Source organism: Shewanella psychrophila, assembly GCF_002005305.1.
Classification (GTDB): domain Bacteria; phylum Pseudomonadota; class Gammaproteobacteria; order Enterobacterales; family Shewanellaceae; genus Shewanella; species Shewanella psychrophila.
Genome location: NZ_CP014782.1, coordinates 6,151,784 through 6,168,480, shown reverse-complemented (window position 1 = coordinate 6,168,480; position 16,697 = coordinate 6,151,784). Strand labels below are relative to the sequence as shown.

General features: G+C 46.3%; 14 protein-coding genes. 6 read left to right on the top strand and 8 right to left on the bottom strand.

Going from position 1 to position 16,697, the window contains the following annotated elements; all coding sequences use genetic code 11:
* Positions 1-202 precede the first annotated feature (202 nt).
* Genes sps_RS26980 through sps_RS26960 form a run of 5 tightly spaced genes read left to right on the top strand, consistent with a single transcriptional unit; the run spans position 203 to position 3,318 of the window.
* Positions 203-487 (top strand): BufA1 family periplasmic bufferin-type metallophore, encoded by a 285-nt coding sequence (locus tag sps_RS26980; RefSeq protein ID WP_077755325.1) that lies wholly within the window; start codon positions 203-205, stop codon positions 485-487.
* Complete coding sequence (gene bufB / locus sps_RS26975) at positions 487-1,356, top strand: MNIO family bufferin maturase (protein WP_077755324.1); 870 nt, start codon at positions 487-489, stop codon at positions 1,354-1,356. Before sps_RS26980 ends, bufB begins: the two co-directional genes overlap by 1 nt.
* Positions 1,347-2,111, top strand: a complete 765-nt coding sequence (locus tag sps_RS26970) for an HvfC/BufC N-terminal domain-containing protein (RefSeq protein WP_077755323.1) — start codon at positions 1,347-1,349, stop codon at positions 2,109-2,111. Before bufB ends, sps_RS26970 begins: the two co-directional genes overlap by 10 nt.
* Positions 2,105-2,587, top strand: coding sequence for an RNA polymerase sigma factor (locus tag sps_RS26965; protein ID WP_179948388.1), 483 nt, complete (start codon positions 2,105-2,107; stop codon positions 2,585-2,587). The genes sps_RS26970 and sps_RS26965 overlap by 7 nt, the downstream gene beginning before the upstream one ends.
* Positions 2,584-3,318 (top strand): hypothetical protein, encoded by a 735-nt coding sequence (locus tag sps_RS26960; RefSeq protein ID WP_077755322.1) that lies wholly within the window; start codon positions 2,584-2,586, stop codon positions 3,316-3,318. The genes sps_RS26965 and sps_RS26960 overlap by 4 nt, the downstream gene beginning before the upstream one ends.
* Here sps_RS26960 and sps_RS26955 read toward each other — a convergent pair.
* The 7 genes from sps_RS26955 to sps_RS26925 all read right to left on the bottom strand — a co-directional run bounded on the left by sps_RS26955 (position 3,315) and on the right by sps_RS26925 (position 12,522).
* The gene (locus tag sps_RS26955) at positions 3,315-4,319 is read right to left on the bottom strand and encodes a phosphotransferase family protein (RefSeq protein WP_077755321.1); all 1,005 of its coding nucleotides are present in this window, start codon (positions 4,317-4,319) and stop codon (positions 3,315-3,317) included. The two genes, sps_RS26960 and sps_RS26955, sit on opposite strands and share 4 nt — an antisense overlap.
* A 41-nt stretch (positions 4,320-4,360) precedes the next feature.
* Complete coding sequence (locus sps_RS29130) at positions 4,361-4,987, bottom strand: putative hemolysin (RefSeq protein ID WP_077755320.1); 627 nt, start codon at positions 4,985-4,987, stop codon at positions 4,361-4,363.
* A 399-nt stretch (positions 4,988-5,386) separates the two neighbouring features.
* Complete coding sequence (locus sps_RS26945; RefSeq protein WP_077755319.1) at positions 5,387-5,824, bottom strand: DUF2057 family protein; 438 nt, start codon at positions 5,822-5,824, stop codon at positions 5,387-5,389.
* Positions 5,825-5,977: 153 nt separating this feature from the next.
* Positions 5,978-6,745 carry a molybdopterin-synthase adenylyltransferase MoeB gene (gene moeB / locus sps_RS26940; RefSeq protein ID WP_077755318.1) on the bottom strand — a complete coding sequence of 256 codons (768 nt, stop codon included), beginning with the start codon at positions 6,743-6,745 and terminating at the stop codon, positions 5,978-5,980.
* A 93-nt stretch (positions 6,746-6,838) separates the two neighbouring features.
* Positions 6,839-8,083, bottom strand: a complete 1,245-nt coding sequence (moeA, locus tag sps_RS26935) for a molybdopterin molybdotransferase MoeA (RefSeq protein WP_077755317.1) — start codon at positions 8,081-8,083, stop codon at positions 6,839-6,841.
* A 216-nt stretch (positions 8,084-8,299) separates the two neighbouring features.
* Positions 8,300-9,409 carry an efflux RND transporter periplasmic adaptor subunit gene (locus tag sps_RS26930; protein ID WP_077755316.1) on the bottom strand — a complete coding sequence of 370 codons (1,110 nt, stop codon included), beginning with the start codon at positions 9,407-9,409 and terminating at the stop codon, positions 8,300-8,302.
* The gene (locus sps_RS26925; RefSeq protein WP_077755315.1) at positions 9,409-12,522 is read right to left on the bottom strand and encodes an efflux RND transporter permease subunit; all 3,114 of its coding nucleotides are present in this window, start codon (positions 12,520-12,522) and stop codon (positions 9,409-9,411) included. The genes sps_RS26930 and sps_RS26925 overlap by 1 nt, the downstream gene beginning before the upstream one ends.
* Positions 12,523-12,804: 282 nt before the next feature.
* Here sps_RS26925 and ftnA point away from each other — a divergent pair, with 282 nt between their 5' ends.
* The gene (gene ftnA / locus sps_RS26920; RefSeq protein ID WP_077755314.1) at positions 12,805-13,332 is read left to right on the top strand and encodes a non-heme ferritin; all 528 of its coding nucleotides are present in this window, start codon (positions 12,805-12,807) and stop codon (positions 13,330-13,332) included.
* Positions 13,333-13,377: 45 nt separating this feature from the next.
* On the opposite strand, the gene sps_RS26915 is transcribed toward ftnA, so the two are convergent.
* The gene (locus tag sps_RS26915) at positions 13,378-16,590 is read right to left on the bottom strand and encodes an EAL domain-containing protein (RefSeq protein ID WP_077755313.1); all 3,213 of its coding nucleotides are present in this window, start codon (positions 16,588-16,590) and stop codon (positions 13,378-13,380) included.
* Positions 16,591-16,697: the final 107 nt, after the last annotated feature.

The window sequence follows — 16,697 nt, the reverse complement described above, 5'->3', positions numbered from 1 at the left end:
TAGATTTATCTTTCTCTGCGCCTTAAGTTAATCCTCCCCATTTCTGCTCTATCGACCGCAGTCGTTAGCTTTCAATCTCTTATCTTCCTATTTGTACAATCAAATTAGTCTTATTTAAAAATAAATTAAAATCATGCAATCAAAATTATCTGCTATTCGTTATAGGGGTGAACACTTCACTTTCTATAAAGGACAGAACTAGATGAAATCTTCAAATAAAGCGATTGGTTTAACTGTGGCGGGTATCTTGGCGGCGGGTCTTTCCGTCGGTGCTAATGCGGTACCGGATCAGCCTACTGAGTGGGAGAAATGTGCTGGTATTGCTAAAGCGGGTGCTAATGATTGTGGTGCATTGGATGGCAGCCATGGCTGTGCTGGTCAGGCAAAGGCGGACAACTTACCCAATGAATGGGTGTATGTACCTTCCGGAACCTGTGACAAGATCACTGGCGGCGAAGTTAAAGCAGTTAAGCCGGCTAAATCTTAATGAGTCGGGGGAGTTTGAATGGCGCTGGCATTGGCCTGCGTCTCCCCCATGTGCAGCAGATATTGGCTGCCGATGAGACAGATATTCCCTGGCTCGAGGTGCTGGTGGATAACTGGCTCGTCGAGGGAGGGTTAAACAAGCATATGCTAGCGGCCATCGCCGAGCGTTACCCAATCGTTCTACATAGTGTTGGTCTCTCTCTTGGTGGTCCTGCACCAATAGATTTGAGCTACCTGGGGCAAGTGAAAGCCTTAAAGCAGCAGACTGGAGCCCTCTGGTATTCAGAGCATGCGAGTTTCTCCGGTAATGCTAACTACAAGGTTCCAGATCTTCTTCCCTTACCTTACACCGAAGAGGCGGTTGAACACCTTAGTCAACGCATTATTCACGTGCAGGACTTTATGGGTGAAAGAATTTTGCTAGAAAACGTGTCTACCTATGTGAGTTGTCAATTTAATGAGATGACCGAGGGGGAGTTTATCGCAGCGGTAGCCCGGAAAGCCGATTGTTATCTCTTATTGGATATCAATAATGCCTTCGTCACCAGCAAAAACCTTGATCAGGATATGCAGGCATTTATGGATGTGATTCCAGTAGAGCGAGTCAAGCAGATACATCTTGCGGGTTTTCATGACAAGGGAGACTATTTGCTCGATGCTCATAATCATCCTGTGGATGAAAGAGTGTGGCAAGCTTTCAAGCAATTCATAGCCAAAAATGGTCATATTCCCAGTATGATCGAATGGGACAGTGATTTACCTCCTCTCGAGAGGCTGTTAGCCGAACGGTTGATCGCGGCCGACATTTTAGATGCTGCACCTGTTGCGAGTACAGAGCCGTCGAATAGAGGTGGAAAACGATGCGCTTAGCTCAATGGCAGGAGTCCTTCATTGATGCCTTGAGACAAGGGGGGAGTGATGAGGCACTATTGTCCTTAGTAGAGCCAGCCCAAGGGAGTCGACTGGATGTGTATCGTAATAACTCATTGCAGGCGTTAACCGCCTGCCTATCGCTCACTTTTCCCATAAGCCATGAGTTAGTGGGCGAGGCTTGTTTCTCTTGGCTCGCGAGTGACTACATTCAAACCCATCCTATGATAGACAGTAACTTGAACTGCTATGGCGAAACATTTCCACTGTTCTTACAGGAGATAATAGAAAATTGGCCAGAATTTGAAAAGCTGGGGTATTTGGCTGAGGTTGCGACACTGGAATGGTCATTACAGCTCAGCTACTATGCCGCAGATAGCCTAGACTGCCAACAAATAGCGCAGATAGCCGAATTGTCTGAGGAGCAACATCATGATGTCGTTATGCGGATCAGGCCGGATATCTTTATTCTAAAATCCAGTTTCCCACTGTATGAAATCTGGCTAGCTCACCAGCATGAATCGTCAGCAATAGACTACTCGAGTGTAGAATATTTTCTGAGTGTATCTCGAGATCCGTTTAAACCTATGGTTAAGCCACTATCAGACCAAGACTTTAAGCTTCTGGATGCCATCGCTCGTGGTGAGAGCTTAGGCGAGATGGCTGAGAGAGAGCTCGATATGAGTCCCTTACAGCAATGGATAGTGAGAGGCTGGGTGTGTGGCTTTACCTTGAAGGGGCAGTGTATATGCTGACACGAGAGCAGTTACAGCGCCTATATAGATATAGCTTCTGTTTGACTGCCGATCGTGGGCGAGCCGAGGACCTGTTGCAAACCTCCTTGGAAAAATGGCTCAGATGCGGCAAAGCACTGGAGTATTCCCATGCTTATATTCGCAAGATTATCCGTAATCAGTTTGTGGATGAGTGCCGGCGTTTGAATCGAGTCGCTTTCGAGCCTATAGACGAGCATGGGCCAGTCCTCTTAGACGAGACGTCGCTAGAGGCATTACATATACAACATCGACTTATCGAGCAAGTATTTGAGCTATTGAATGCCGCGGAGAGAGAAGTGCTCTATCTGTGGGCTGTCGACGGTTACACTGCTGGCGAAATCGGCGAGGTGCTTGAGCAGGCAAGGGGGACAGTCTTGTCCAGATTGCACAGAATAAAACAGAAAGTCGCCGAGGTTAGCTTAGGTCGTGACTGGCTTAAAGAGGCATCATCATGAATAACTTAGGCTCAGGGAGTATAGACTCTCGCTTCAAACAAGCCGCTAAATTGTATATCGAAGAGGAATCACTCGATGACGATCAGCTGGCTAAAATTGAGCTATTGCTAGCGGGTAACCTTGAAGATAATAACACTGAAAAGCTTGAACAAAGAGACTTTCAAAAGGCCAGTTACAATCCGAACAAGCCAGCATATATCTATGAGCAGGCCTTAGAACGTGGGCCTGCGAAAAGTCATTTTGCAGCCAATAGAGGCAAGTATTCTTTATTTGCCCTGACGGCGAGCCTGATCTTGGTTGTTGTGCTAAGTGTTAATTTTTATCCTGGTTCCCAGGGTATTAGGTGGAAGATCGCCGATGAAGTAGCCATGAACCATATTAAGATGAAGCCCATGGAGCTGAAATCGGATAGTTTGGCTCCCTTGCGTGATTATTTTACCGAGCTCGATTTCTCAGTGGTGGGCTCAGATCTGTTTGCTAAGCAAAATTACACCATGCTAGGTGGACGCTACTGCTCGATTCAAGGGGTCACCGCAGCGCAGATCCGTTATCAAACGGAACTGGGGCAGAAAATCACTCTGTATGAGGTCGCTTATGATCCTAAGATTTATGGTGACATGCCTAAAATAGAGCAAGGAGAGGCGCCATTATCATTAGATGTTAAGGGAGTCAGTGTTCTACTCTGGGTTGAGAAAGGCTTGCTTATGGCAGAAGCCAGAAACCTGGATTAAAGCGGGAAAAACTTAGCTTCCAGTGCCTGCCAGTTCTTTTCATCGCGACAATCTGGAACATGTTGTAGCAAGTAGTTCATGTCACCTGTGTGCCTTAATAGGCTGAGCATCATCATGTGTTGTTGTAGGCTGGTGTCTCTCTTGCCGCCATAACCATAGCCATCGAGATAGGCGTGGAATATTTTGGGTTCACCGAGAGCGAGCAGTAATGCTGGAGAGGTAAATTCAAATACAGGATCCGGGCAGGCTAAGGCATCGCCAAAATCTATGATCCCGGTGAATCGATATCGTCCGTCGTGTTTCTTAACCAATAAGTTACCAGGATGTAGATCTGTATGTATCAAGTGTGCATCCGATTTATTAAGGTAAGCAGCCAATTTGTCTGTATGGCTGGCAAGGTAGCCATTTAGCTCTCGAAGCAGAGGATCTGGCAGGCCTTGTTTCTTACGCTTTTCATAACACTTATCGGTTTGTAGGCGGATAAAATCAGGCCAATCTAACCTTAAGCCCTCAATTTGTTGCTCGGGGAGGCGATGCAAGTGTTTACTGAAGTTACCGAGTTCTAGTGCAATATCGCATCGCTCTTTGACAGAAAGCTCTGTGAGTACAGATGAGAGCATGATGCCATCTAGCTTCTCTATCACCAGATAGAGCCAGTTGTCGACATCACCGAAGTAAAACAGTTTAGGAACCTTGACTCCCAATCTGTGGTGGTTGAGTAACTTGAGGCTCAGGTATTCGCTCTGATACTGTACATGAAAGTTAGGTGCTAAAACTTTAACGATAAAGGATCTATTAGCCTTATCTAAGTCTCCGGCACTAGAGGCTTGAGTCAACTCGAAGACAGGGTTAGTGCCTTCGAAGTTCTGGCTCATATGGATAGCATTGATGCCATGCCTGATACAGATAGTGTCGAGGGTGGGTCGCCAATCATCTAAACCCCAATTATCGCTGATATCACAAGCCAGATTATAGGAGGGATCTCGGGGTAACTTCGACATCTAGTCAGGTATTCCTTTTTATCCGAGTTAGTATATCGGTATTAACTCGTCGGCTTGGTCACGTCTGAGCTTGATTCTACACGCTTATGATCGCGTTTTAGAAGTTCCCACTGATCTAAAGCTTCACCGCTGGGCAAGGTACAAACACCTGTAGGCAGGTCTAGTTTGCCATCGACGGATTCACAATAGACAGAAGCTGGGTTGGCCATACCTATCTGAGGCTTAGTCTGTTTATGGTCACGTTTAAACAACTCCCACTGATCTAAAGCTTCGCCACTGGGCAAGGTACAGACGCCCGTAGGCAGGTCTAGTTTACCATCGACGGATTCACAGTAAGCGGCTGCAGGATTTACCATATCGACCGCCTTAGTGACCTCTTGTTTATTGGCTTTTCTGTACAGAGACCACTCTTCGATCTTCTCGCCACTAGGTAAGTGACAGATGCCAACTTGACCATCGGCTTCTGTCTTTATCTCCAACTCGCCACCGATAGAGATACAATACTCTGAGGCTGGGTTTGCCAATGTGACTACGGTGTCGACAGACGCCTCTACCACCTTGTCTGTGAACGCTTGGCTTTCTTCTGGAGTGGCTGGTTTATCTTGATTGCAGGCACTGAGCATTAGGGCGCTGGCGATAAGCAGTGCTATTGAGGCTGGTTTCATCATATCCTTCGATTCTCCGTTAAAGACTTGAGTTACTAATTTATACTGTTAGTAACGAGTCATATCCATAAAAGGGTTAACTTTCTGCTAATTTGGCTAGATTAAACCGTTTAATCCAGAAATTAGCATCAGTTTTATGGGTTTACTCTAACCCAGAAGTGAGTTAATCGACAAGGATAGGGGATATATCGGAATGAAGCTGTGAATAGGGCTGCAGTTTTGACTGATTCAGGGGAGGGGATTAAGATCTTGAATGGCGTTGTATAAATGCTCTCTTATAAATGCGCTCTTATAAATGATAGTGGAAAGTCAGCTCTGAGGTATTAGCTGTGCGTACATGCTAATACCTCTAGTTAGACTGGTTCGTTCGGGTTAGTACTGTTTCGTAATCCAGTAAGCAGGTCACATCTGAGTATCTAGTTTGAACATAGCTGCCATCAATTGATACTGGTTAGATAAGCTGTCAGTACGTGTGAGTCCATTATTATCAGTCACCAGAACTACAGGTTTTTTAATGAAGTCTCGCGCTTCATTCTGTGTCATTAGTTCAGGTAGCGTCACTGTGTACTTGACTCCTTCCTGTGCTGATACATTCAAAAATAGTGGCTTAGATTTAACTAGTGCACCGGAATCGTCGGCATTGAAGGCAAAGTCTTCGATATATCTGAGTTTTATCAGGTTCTGGCCTTGGACTAACTTGAACTCCTGACTGCTAGCAACTTTAATTCCATTAATCTCTGACACTTGCATACTACTTGGTATTGAGACACTTGCGGCAAAGGCCGTGGTTGAAGAGATTGCGATCACGGCAGATAAGATGGTTTTAGTCAGTAAGTTCATAGTTTACTCCAAGTGTTATTCGTAAGCTTTCAGTTAGTAAAGACTGGGTTGTTTACCCGTTGAAAGCAGAATAATGTCTCCCTCTAGGGGAGGGTCAAAGAGTTTTTCACTTTTTAAATTAAATTTTTAATGCCTACTAAAAACATCCAAGCTTTAGCCACAAATCTCACAGTTTACCTGCTTACCAAGTTTCATCTCGCGGAACTCCATAGTCATGGCATCTATCATCAAGATGCGTCCAAGAAGAGGCTTGCCCATGTTAGTGATCATCTTGATTGCCTCGACTGCCTGCAGACAACCTATCATGCCGACAACAGGAGCGAGTATGCCTGACTCGACACAGGTGAGGTGCTGTTCACCGAATAACTTGCTAAAGCAATGATAACAGGGGTGCTCATCTTGATAATCGAATACAGTCACAGTTCCCTCCATACGAATGGCGGCGGCGGAAACGAGTGGAATTTTATGATTAAAGCAACTGCTGTTGAGTTGCTCACGCACCGCCACGTTATCTGTGCAGTCCAATATCATGTCATGTTCAGCAACTAGTTCATCTATCTGGGTATCGTCTAGCACAGCATCAACAACATCTATCTGAATGTGAGGGTTGAGTTCACTCAGGCTCGCTCTGGCTGACTCGACCTTAGCCTGACCGATATTCTTGTCTTGATGTAACACTTGCCTCTGGAGGTTGGATAACTCCACGGTGTCGAAATCGACTAAGGTCATTTTCCCCACCCCTGCCACCGCAAGATATTGGCTAGCGGCGCAGCCTAGGCCTCCGGCACCGATAATCAGCACTTTAGCGAGTTTGAGTTTCTCCTGTCCCTCGAAGTCCATTGCCTTAATAGAGATCTGGCGACTGTATCTGAGTATCTCACTGTCAGACAAGATCTCATCGTTATTGGGTGTCGAGCTCATAACTGTTTTCCTGATGCTGGTTTGGCTTGTCTAGTCATTGGCTAGCAATCGGCTCGGGATGTCATCGCTTAAGCTAACTGCTAGCAATCGATTCTAGCAAAGGACAGAATTAAAAGGCTCAACCGTAACTAGGGTGCCATCTGAAGTATTGCCTTGTTCCTGGGCAAGTATGACGAAGCAGTTCGCTAAGCTCATCGAGGTGAGCATGCCAGAGCCTTGCTCTCCAGTGATGGTAACTTCGAATTCGCCACTATGATTCTGGCTTAAGATGCCACGTTGATATTCCACACGCCCCGGATATTTACGCAGATCCCCCTTCAATTTGGCCTTTACTTGTAGTGGCTTGCTCTGGGGCAGTCCCTGCATCTTAGTGAGCAGGGGCCATACTAGCTTGTAGAAAGTAACCATGGAGGAGACCGGGTTACCTGGCAGGCCACAGAAGATAGCATTATCTAGCTTACCGAAGGCGAAAGGCTTACCTGGTTTGATGGCGAGCTTCCAAAACGTGATTTCACCCACTTCATCGAGTACTTGTTTAGTGTAATCGGCATCACCTACGGAGACACCACCCGAGGTGAGAACCATATCGGCATTGGCAGAGGCATTTTTGAATGCTTCACGTATCGCCTCAGGATCATCTTCAACCACGCCCATATCTATCCATTCGACATTAGCTCGGCTGAGTAGGCCGCGAATGCTGTATCGATTCGAGTCATAGATCTGGCCAGGGGCCAACTCTGTTCCTACGGGTCTAAGCTCATCTCCGGTAGAGAAGAAGGCAACTTTTACCTGACGTGTCACACGTATTTGGCTAATGCCTATAGTCGCTAGCACGCCGAGTTCGGCGGCGCCAACCTGAGTGCCGTTGACTAATACCTTGCCGCCTGTTTTAACCTCTTCACCACGATAGCGCACGTTGGCTCCTATGGCTTTAGGGGGCTCGATAAAGATATCCGTTTCCTTCGCCTCGACTTTCTCATGCATTTGCACAGTATCGTAGCCATCGGGCAGAGGCGCACCTGTCATGATGCGAATGCAGGTATTAGGTTGAGCTTCGCCTTCGAATGGGTGCCCTGCGAAGGATTGCCCGATTAAATTCAGGCTCTCATTGTTGGTAAGATCTTCGAAGCGAAAGGCGTAACCGTCCATGGCCGAGTTATTGAAAGGGGGGAGGTCTATGCTGGATGCTAAGTCTTCGGCCAATACTCGTCCTAGCCCCTGGGAAAGCTGCACGACTTCTGAGTCTTCTAGTGGATTCACTTGCTTGAGTAGTAGTGCAATCGCTTCATCTGGATGCATGAGGCTAGGTTGAGAGCATGGATCGGCTTTAGTGGGCATCTGGCTACCTTATGAGAAATTTATAATTTCACGTAAAAATACGCGACATTAGTAAAAGCGAAAGTTAGCGGACATTATGCCACGCTGATATCAGAAGACTATGATCTCAACGTCAGTTTTTCATTCGTGTTTCTATAATGTGAAATTGAGACAGTGGAAGAGGGCATTAAGTTGCTAGTGCCTAGAACCTAGATTTCTAGGTACTAGGCACTTATCTCAAGTTGCAGTAGCAATTTTAGTTCCGGCTAGTGCCTGTAGCTTCACCTGCTGCCCATCCTGTAATGTCTCTGCGCCACGGATCACCACAGTATCGTTATCGGTCAATTTACCGTTGACTGCTATCCACTCGCCTTCTCCGTCACCTAGCTCTACCGGGATCTTCACCGCCGTGTTGTCTGCATTTATTTTAAATACGTAGGCTCCTGTTGAGCGCAGTATGATGGCATCTCTAGGTACGAGAGTTGTGAGTTGTTTAGGTGCTATAGGCAAGGCTAGAGAGATCAGTTCACCAACACTGAAGGCATCTTGCATCTCTATGGGGAGGTCTATGCGGGCCTCGAAAGTTTGAGAGCGGATATCTGATACCGGGATCAGGCTACGAATAGTGGCATGAAACTCCCCTTCGCTGTGATAGACATTGAGTTCATCCCCAATTTTTACCCGGCGGCTATGCTTGAGTGGGGCATGTAGGCGGATCTCTAAGTTATCGGGATCTGTTATGGAGACAATCGATACTAAGCGGCTAATATCTTCGCCCGCCTGGTGTTTACGCTCAGTGATGATGCCGGAGAAGGGGGCCTTTACTTCAGTCCGTCTCAGGTCGTCCATTATCATCTTGAGTTTTATTTGTTCGAGTTTGAGGTTTGCCCCAGCGAGATCTCTATCGGATCTCGCTTTATCCAGTTCAGTTTCTGAGGCATTTTTACTGGTGATAAGTTTCTCTAAGCGTTGTAATTCACGATTCAAGCGAGTGAGTCCAACGCGCTCATATTCAATCTGAGCTTCCTGTTGTTCTTTTTGCAGCGATAAACGGGTCTTCTCTAACCTTGCCACCACCTCACCTGCAATAATACGTGTGCCAGCTTCCTGAACCCATTCGAGTTTACCGTCGATCCCTGCTGTCAGCTCGGAATTACTGCGGGAATAAACTGAGCCGATGACCATGATTTTTGGAGAGAGCGCACGGTTCTCTACCTGCACCACACTGATAAGACGGGTTTTCTCTTCTGCTTCCTCGGCATTCTTTTCTTCAGCAAGTACGCTATAGGGGGCCAGTAAAGAAATTGATAGGCTGAGGTAGAGGCTGGCATGGATAAATGATTTCATCACTTAACTCCGGAGTTAGATTCTGTAACGGGCGACAATGAGTCCAGGATGGGGACTCGCTTTTTAGAGGTGTGAGTGATCCTCAAGAGGCTAGGTATGAGGATTAGGGTAAACATCGCGCTGAATGTCATTCCTCCTACGATAACGGCAGCTAACCCACGATAGATCTCACTGCCGACACCGGGAACTAACATGAGAGGCAACATACCGAATATTGATGTCAGGGTACTCATATAAACTGGGCGGGCTCGGGTGGCCACTGCCTGATAGATAGCATCGTCGATATTGAGGCCATCACGTGTGCCTTGACGTGTTTGGTCAACTAACAAGATGGCGTTGTTGACTACCAGCCCCAGTAAGATGATGAAACCTATCATGGTCAGTAGATCTAGGCTCTGAAAGCTGACAAGGTTCAGTAATCTCAGGCTGACGACGCCGCCGCAAATGGCCAGAGGCATAGAGAGTAAGACGAGCAGACTGTCCTTAGCAGATTTAAACATGGCTGCCATTAGCAGGAACAATATAACCACGGCTAGCAGGAAGTTTGCGCCCATCTCTTTGATGGTGCTGTCGAGTTTATCGGCACTGCCGCGGAACTTGAGTGAGCTATTTTCTGCTAGTGTCGCTTTTAGAGCTGGAACAGCCTTGTCATTGATGATCTCAAGTGCCTCGTCCAATGACATATCTGCTGGTGGGAAAATCAGTAGGCTCACACTACGTTTGCCATTGACTCTTTGCAGCTGAGTTGGGCCGACAGTGCGCTTGATGGTTGCGAGTTCCCCTATGGTTTGAATACCCGCAGCTTGGGTATAAACCGGTGTCGCGGCTAATTGCTCCGGGTACTGCCACTTGGGTCCTTTTAATAGGACGTCCATGCGGTCATTACCATCGAAATATTCACCAATAAACAGTCCGGACGTATAGGCCCGAACGGCATTGGCTATCTGACCCTTGTCTACACCCGCCTGCGCTAGACGGCGCTCGTTGGGGATAAGCTGCAATTCAGGTTGAGCCATGGAGAGGCCTGGAATTGGGCGCACCACTGAGCCAGGCAGGGCCTGAGTGATCAAGTCCATTCCTTTGCTGGCAGATTCCATCAAGGCCTCCATATCCGGCCCTTGAAGGTCTATATTGATTGCCCTACCGCCGTTAAAACCAAATTGGAGTAGTGAACCTCGGTTGGTGAAGGCTTGGGTATCTGGCAGGCTGATTAAGATCTCATCATTGAGGAGTTCGATCATCTGATCGGCTTCCGAGGGATCTTCAGGGTAGATGAAAAGCACATTAAATGCCGAATACATGGAGAAGTTATAGCCCTTGATATAGGGAGTCTTCTCTTTATCATAATAGGGTTTTAGCCGCTCTATGATGATCTCACCCACCTCTTTCTCCAGAGTTTTCACGTTGGCACCGGGGGGGAGGGAGAAGAAGGCAAAAATACCATCTGAGCGAGCCTGAGGCAGAAAATCGGGTCTTGGCATCAGGGTGAAGGTTAATATACCGCTGCCCAGTATGAGTAAGCCACACCAGCTTGCCGCACGTTTCTTATCACCAGTGAGTTTACGTATGAGCAGAGTGAGCTTATGCCATAGATCAGGCTTATTGCTGTTGGCTTGTGCTTTCTTGGGTAACTTAAGCCACAGGAGGCTGAAAACGGGAATTAAGGTGATGGCACTGATGAAGGAGGAAACCACTGCCACCGATAGGGTAAGGGCTAAATCGGAGAATAACTGACCTTCTACGCCAGGCATAAACAGTATGGGTAGGAAGATGGCAACAGTCGTGACAGTCGATGCCATCAAGGCGCCTCGTACTTGCTCCGTCCCTTTGGTTATTGCATCTGTTAAAGGCTCGCCTTTTTGCAATAGTCTGACGATGTTTTCCTGCACTATGATGGCAGCATCGAGTACCAGGCCGACGGCGAAGGCCAGTCCAGCTAGGGAGATCACGTTTAGTGTACGGCCCATGGCTTCGAGAGAGAAGAATGCGATAAGCAGAGCGACAGGTATGGTCGATGCGATCATCAGGGTGGCTCTAAAGCTGCGCAGGAAGGCGAACAGTATGACCAGAGCCAGCAGGACACCTATGGCTAAGTTACCTTTTACCAGTAAAATAGCGCGTTTGATATGCACCGAGGCATCGAAAGAGAGATCTATGACCAGGCCAGCGTCCTTTAGCTCTCCTTCATTAAGCTCGGCAATGGCCTTGTTGACTCCGTCGAGCACAGTCACAGTATTAGCGTCGAAGGTGCCTTGCAGTGTCATGTAATAAGCCGGGTAGCCGTTACGCTTGGTAAATCCTTGTACCTCAGCCGTCGATATGCTGACATCGGCAAGCTCGTCAAGGTAGACGGGCCGTCCCTCGTTGTAAGTCACGATCAGTTTACCTAAGTTCTCAGGGGTATATTGGCCTAAAAATCTTACCGTATATTGACGTCGTCCAACATTGGCCGTGCCTCCTGAGATATCGGTGGCGCGAGATAGAGTGCTGCGTAGTTGATCTAAAGTGATGCCGAGCGCCGCTGCACGATAGGGATCGAATTGGATATGCAGCTCTTTTGGTTGCCTACTTTGTAGCTGCACCGCGCCAACTCCGGTGATCTGTCTCAGCCTGGGCTCTACCACGTTATCTATCAGCTTTTGATATTTCCCAAAATCTGTGTCCGGGTTATCCGGGGCCATACGAACGAGCAAGGAAGCTAGATTAGGTGCGCCACGGCCACCACCGACATTGATGAAAGGTTCGTTAGCATCTAATGGGCGGGGAGGTGTTTGATTTAAGGCGTTGATCACATTGATCATCGCCTCCTGCATGTTATTGCCGACCTCGAACGTTAATGAAACACGGCCGAAGCCTTGAGAGATGTTAGAGGTCATCTCAATAACACCGGGAACTTGCCTTAAGACATTTTCCTGGGGCTCTATGATATTTGATTCCATCTCCAGAGGCGCAGCCGAACGCCAGTTGTTGAAAACGGAGATCTGCGGGCGTTGGATATCGGGCAGCAGCTGTATGGGCAGTTTGGCGATGGCGAGAAGGCCGAAGATGGCGATCAGCAACAGGGTCACTAAGGTGCCAGCCGGGTTATGGGTACTAATACGAGTCAGATTCATTGTCTTCCCTGCCAGTTGAAGAGCCCTTGAAGGAAGGCTTTATTCATTGGTGGTTATTTTTATACTGACTGATACTAGACACTAAGTGTTAACAGGTCTGCCTCAATTGGTTAGCAAATGTTGCGGGTTATGTAGGACGATTTATACTGACAAATATCTTAATGATAACGATTTGTATTTGATAAACAGTAGCTTAAGTAAATTTGATTGCAGTTTTTTATTATTTTTATGATAATACTTCGCTATAAGATAGCGAATCAGATATGCGTCGAGAGGAATAAAATGCTGGCACCAACAATGATTGAACAACTGAACGCTCAGATAAATGTCGAGTTTTTCTCTTCTAATTTATACCTGCAGATGAGTGCTTGGTGTGAAGATAAAGGCTTCGAAGGGGCGGCTAAGTTTATGCGTGTTCATGCCGATGAGGAGATGCAGCATATGCATCGTCTATTTACTTATGTGAGTGAAACAGGTGGCATGCCGTTGTTAGGGTCGATAGACGCCCCTCAGGCTGATTTTACTTCACTTCTAGCTTTGTTCGAATACACTTACGAACATGAGCAGATGATCACATCTAAAATCAATGCATTGGCTCATGCTGCATTTACAAATCAAGATTATTCGACGTTCAACTTCCTACAGTGGTATGTCTCTGAGCAACATGAAGAGGAGAAGTTGTTTAAATCTATCGTCGATAAGATTCGCCTAGTGGGAGAAGATGGCAAGGCACTGTTCTTTGTCGATAAAGATCTCGCCCAGATGGCAGTAGAAGAGTCTGCTAGCGTGATGACAGGCTCTGTCGCTTAATTTGCGCTTAGCAGTGAATAAGGAGCCTGTGGGCTCCTTTTTATTTTATGAGCATGAAACGGCTATTGATTGAGTTTGCTGGTGGAGAAAAGATTCTAGATCTTGTGCCGGTAAAGGCTGGGAAAATAGATAACCTTGGCCGTAATCACAACCCAAAGCTTGTAACATCTTCCACTGAGCATGGGTCTCTATCCCCTCGGCGACAAGTTTGAGTTCCAGGCTCTGCCCCATCATGACAATAGCTTTGATCAACTTGGCATCAGATTCTCTCTCCAGCATGTTGTCGACAAAGCTCTTATCTATCTTAATAACAGCAATGGGGAATCGTTTCAGATAACTGAGTGAGGAGTAACCCGTGCCGAAGTCATCGATATAGATATCCAGACCGAGGGAGCGGATCGACTCCAGCGCTGTCATGCAGTGTTCGGTATCATCCATCAACATGGACTCGGTTATTTCTATGTGTAGATATTGAGGTTCGATGTTGTTTTTTTGCAGTAGAGCCTTAAGTAAGCACGTAAAACTGGTTTTATCATGGCCGAGTAGCTGCCTGCCAGATACATTGATCGCCATGCTTATCTTGAAACCTAAGCTGTGCCAGTGGGCGAGATCGGTTAATGCTTGCTGCAACACCCATTCACCTATGGGCTCAATGAGTCCGGTTTCTTCGGCGATAGGGATAAACTTATCTGGAGAAATTATACCTAATTTGGGTTCCTGCCAACGAATTAGTGCCTCGACACCTGTGATTTTTTGATCGTCTAGATTGACTATAGGCTGATAGTGCAAGCAGAATTCTTGTCGAATGACGGCTTGCCTCAGGCGTTGTTCGAGTTGGACTCGCTCGAGCATATTCACATTCATCTCAGATGAGTAATAGCGGTAGTGATTACGGCCATCATTTTTTGCCTGGTACATGGCTGTTTCGGCATTTCGTGTTAGTAACTCTTCATTGTCACCATCTTGCGGAAACAGGCTGATGCCAATGCTGGCGGAGATTATCAATTCATTTTCATTGACTCCAAAAGGAGAGGCAAGATGACTGATCACTTTATCGGCGATTTCATGTACCTGATGTTGGTGCCTGATCTGAGGTAAGATGATGATGAATTCATCGCCACCGAGGCGAGCGATAAAATCATTCTTGTTCGTCAGTGATTCGAGTCTGGATGCTACTTGTCTCAATAGTTCATTACCAACCGCATGACTGTAGATATCATTGATATATTTGAAACGGTCGAGATCGATAAATAGCAGTGCCACTTGTCGATTGTTTTCTTTGGCCATTATCATCTCTTGTTGTACTTTTATGGTGTACAGAGAGCGATTCGGTAGCTTGGTGAGCAGATCGTAATTGGTTTTATACCAGATATCTTGTTCATATTTTTTGCGATTACTGATATCTAGGAAGAGTCCGATATGTTGAATGATCTGGCCCTGATCATCTTTAACCACTGTGATGGCTAAATACTCTGGATAAACTTGTCCATTTTTACGTTTATTCCAAATCTCACCTTCCCATCTTCCCTCCGTCTGTAGCAAGGTCCACATCTCGTCATAGAAGTGCCTGTCTTGCTGCTTCGAATTTAAGACTGAAGGACTTCTTCCTTTGACATCTCCTAAGCTGTAACCCGTTATCTGAGTGAAGGCAGGATTAACTAACTCTATGTGGTTGTTTGCATCGGTAACCACTATTCCCTCAGAGGAATATTCAAATACCGCAGCGGCTAAATTGAGTTGTCTATTGGCCTTGCGTCTCTCTGTTAGCATTAAATTAAGCGAGTGGGACAATTGGGCTATTTCATCTTTGCCTCTCACGGGGACCTTAAGTTCAAGGCTAGGATCCAGAGTCATCTTCTGCATGTCCTTAGCCATTAAAGAGATGCTATCGACAAGGTTACGGATCATGCTTCGCCCTATAATAAAGAGTAAGATCAAGTTTATTAGAGCCGCTACTACCCCTAGTGCTAAGTAGCTGAGGGATGTTGTTTGTTGTTGATAACCTAATCTGGCAATCTTATCTGTAAGCTCATTACTGAGTTTGTGGAGCTTATCTATGGGGACGCCAGCTATGTCCCACCAAAATTTACTGTCGATCTCGGGTGCTTGATACTGGAGACTCGTCAGTGATTCGATCATAGGCTTATCGTCTACACGCACTAAGCTGTCTTGTTCCTTTATGCTTAAACCTTGCAGTTTCAGTCGTTGCAGCTTATCTATCTGGTGATGGTAGCTATCGATGGTTTCATCGATGTACATAACAGCTGCGAGTTTTGTTGGCGACAGACCGTCCAGGTTTTTTAATTGGGTGAGTTTAAATTTGAGTTGGTTAATATTGCTATTAAAGCTGGTTAAGTATTTCTGTTCTCCCCTTAACAGATAATTTTTAAAGTCATGTATTAAGCCACCATAACCTAATAATCTACTGATCTTATAGGCCTGTTCGACAACATGGACCTGAGACTCTAACTGGGTTCTGACTCTAAGAACCTGCTGGTTAAAGCTGCTGGCGAGTATTTCTCTGAGCTGTAGTCTGATTGGTCTGTCGGCAGTTGAGAGGGCCTTAGTGATAGCTTGACCTAACTGATGCTCGATACTCTTGATCATGATAAAGGCTCTAGAGTCCAGATATTGAGCCGATAGCATGCCGTTCATCAAGCCACGTTCTTTTGCTGCGGTTTCCTGGATGACGAGCACATTGAGTAGGTCTTCGTATGCTTTAGCTTGCAGGGCATCTTCTGTCTGTATCTGTAGTTGAGAAAGCAATATTAAAAGCTGGTGGTTGTATGCTGAGTAAAATTGAAATGCGGTATTTTTTTGTTGTTGATCGACACCTAAACGTATAGTGCTCATCTTATGAGCGCTCGTCTTGATGACTTGCAGGTTTTCCCTCAAGATTTGACTCTGGCTGTGGTAGGTTTCCAGCATCTGCAAAAAGGCTTCTAAAGCCGGACTCTTGAGTAATTTATGCAGCTGATGGTCGGTTTGCTTCCTTTGATGGTTTAAATCCGCTCGATACTTACCACCTTGACTACTTAGATATCCTGCAGAAAAGCCTCTCTCTTTTTGTAATTCGAAGATGAGTTGACTGACTTCACGGCTGACTTCTATTGAGAGTGTATTTCTTTGAGCTTCCTGGTATCTGTCGATCAGGTGTAGCATACCTATCGAGCCAAATAGGGCGAGTAGAAGCATAGGTATTGAGGCAAACAAGATGAGTTTTTGTTTTAGGCTTAGCTCATTTAATACCGATGACATCCGTCTGCTCCATGCAAAGTTATCAGTAATGCTCTCTATGAGGGCTGCTGAAATCTGTTGATTTGAAAATAGGTGAGAATAAATATCATAGCCAAGTAGGGCTGTCA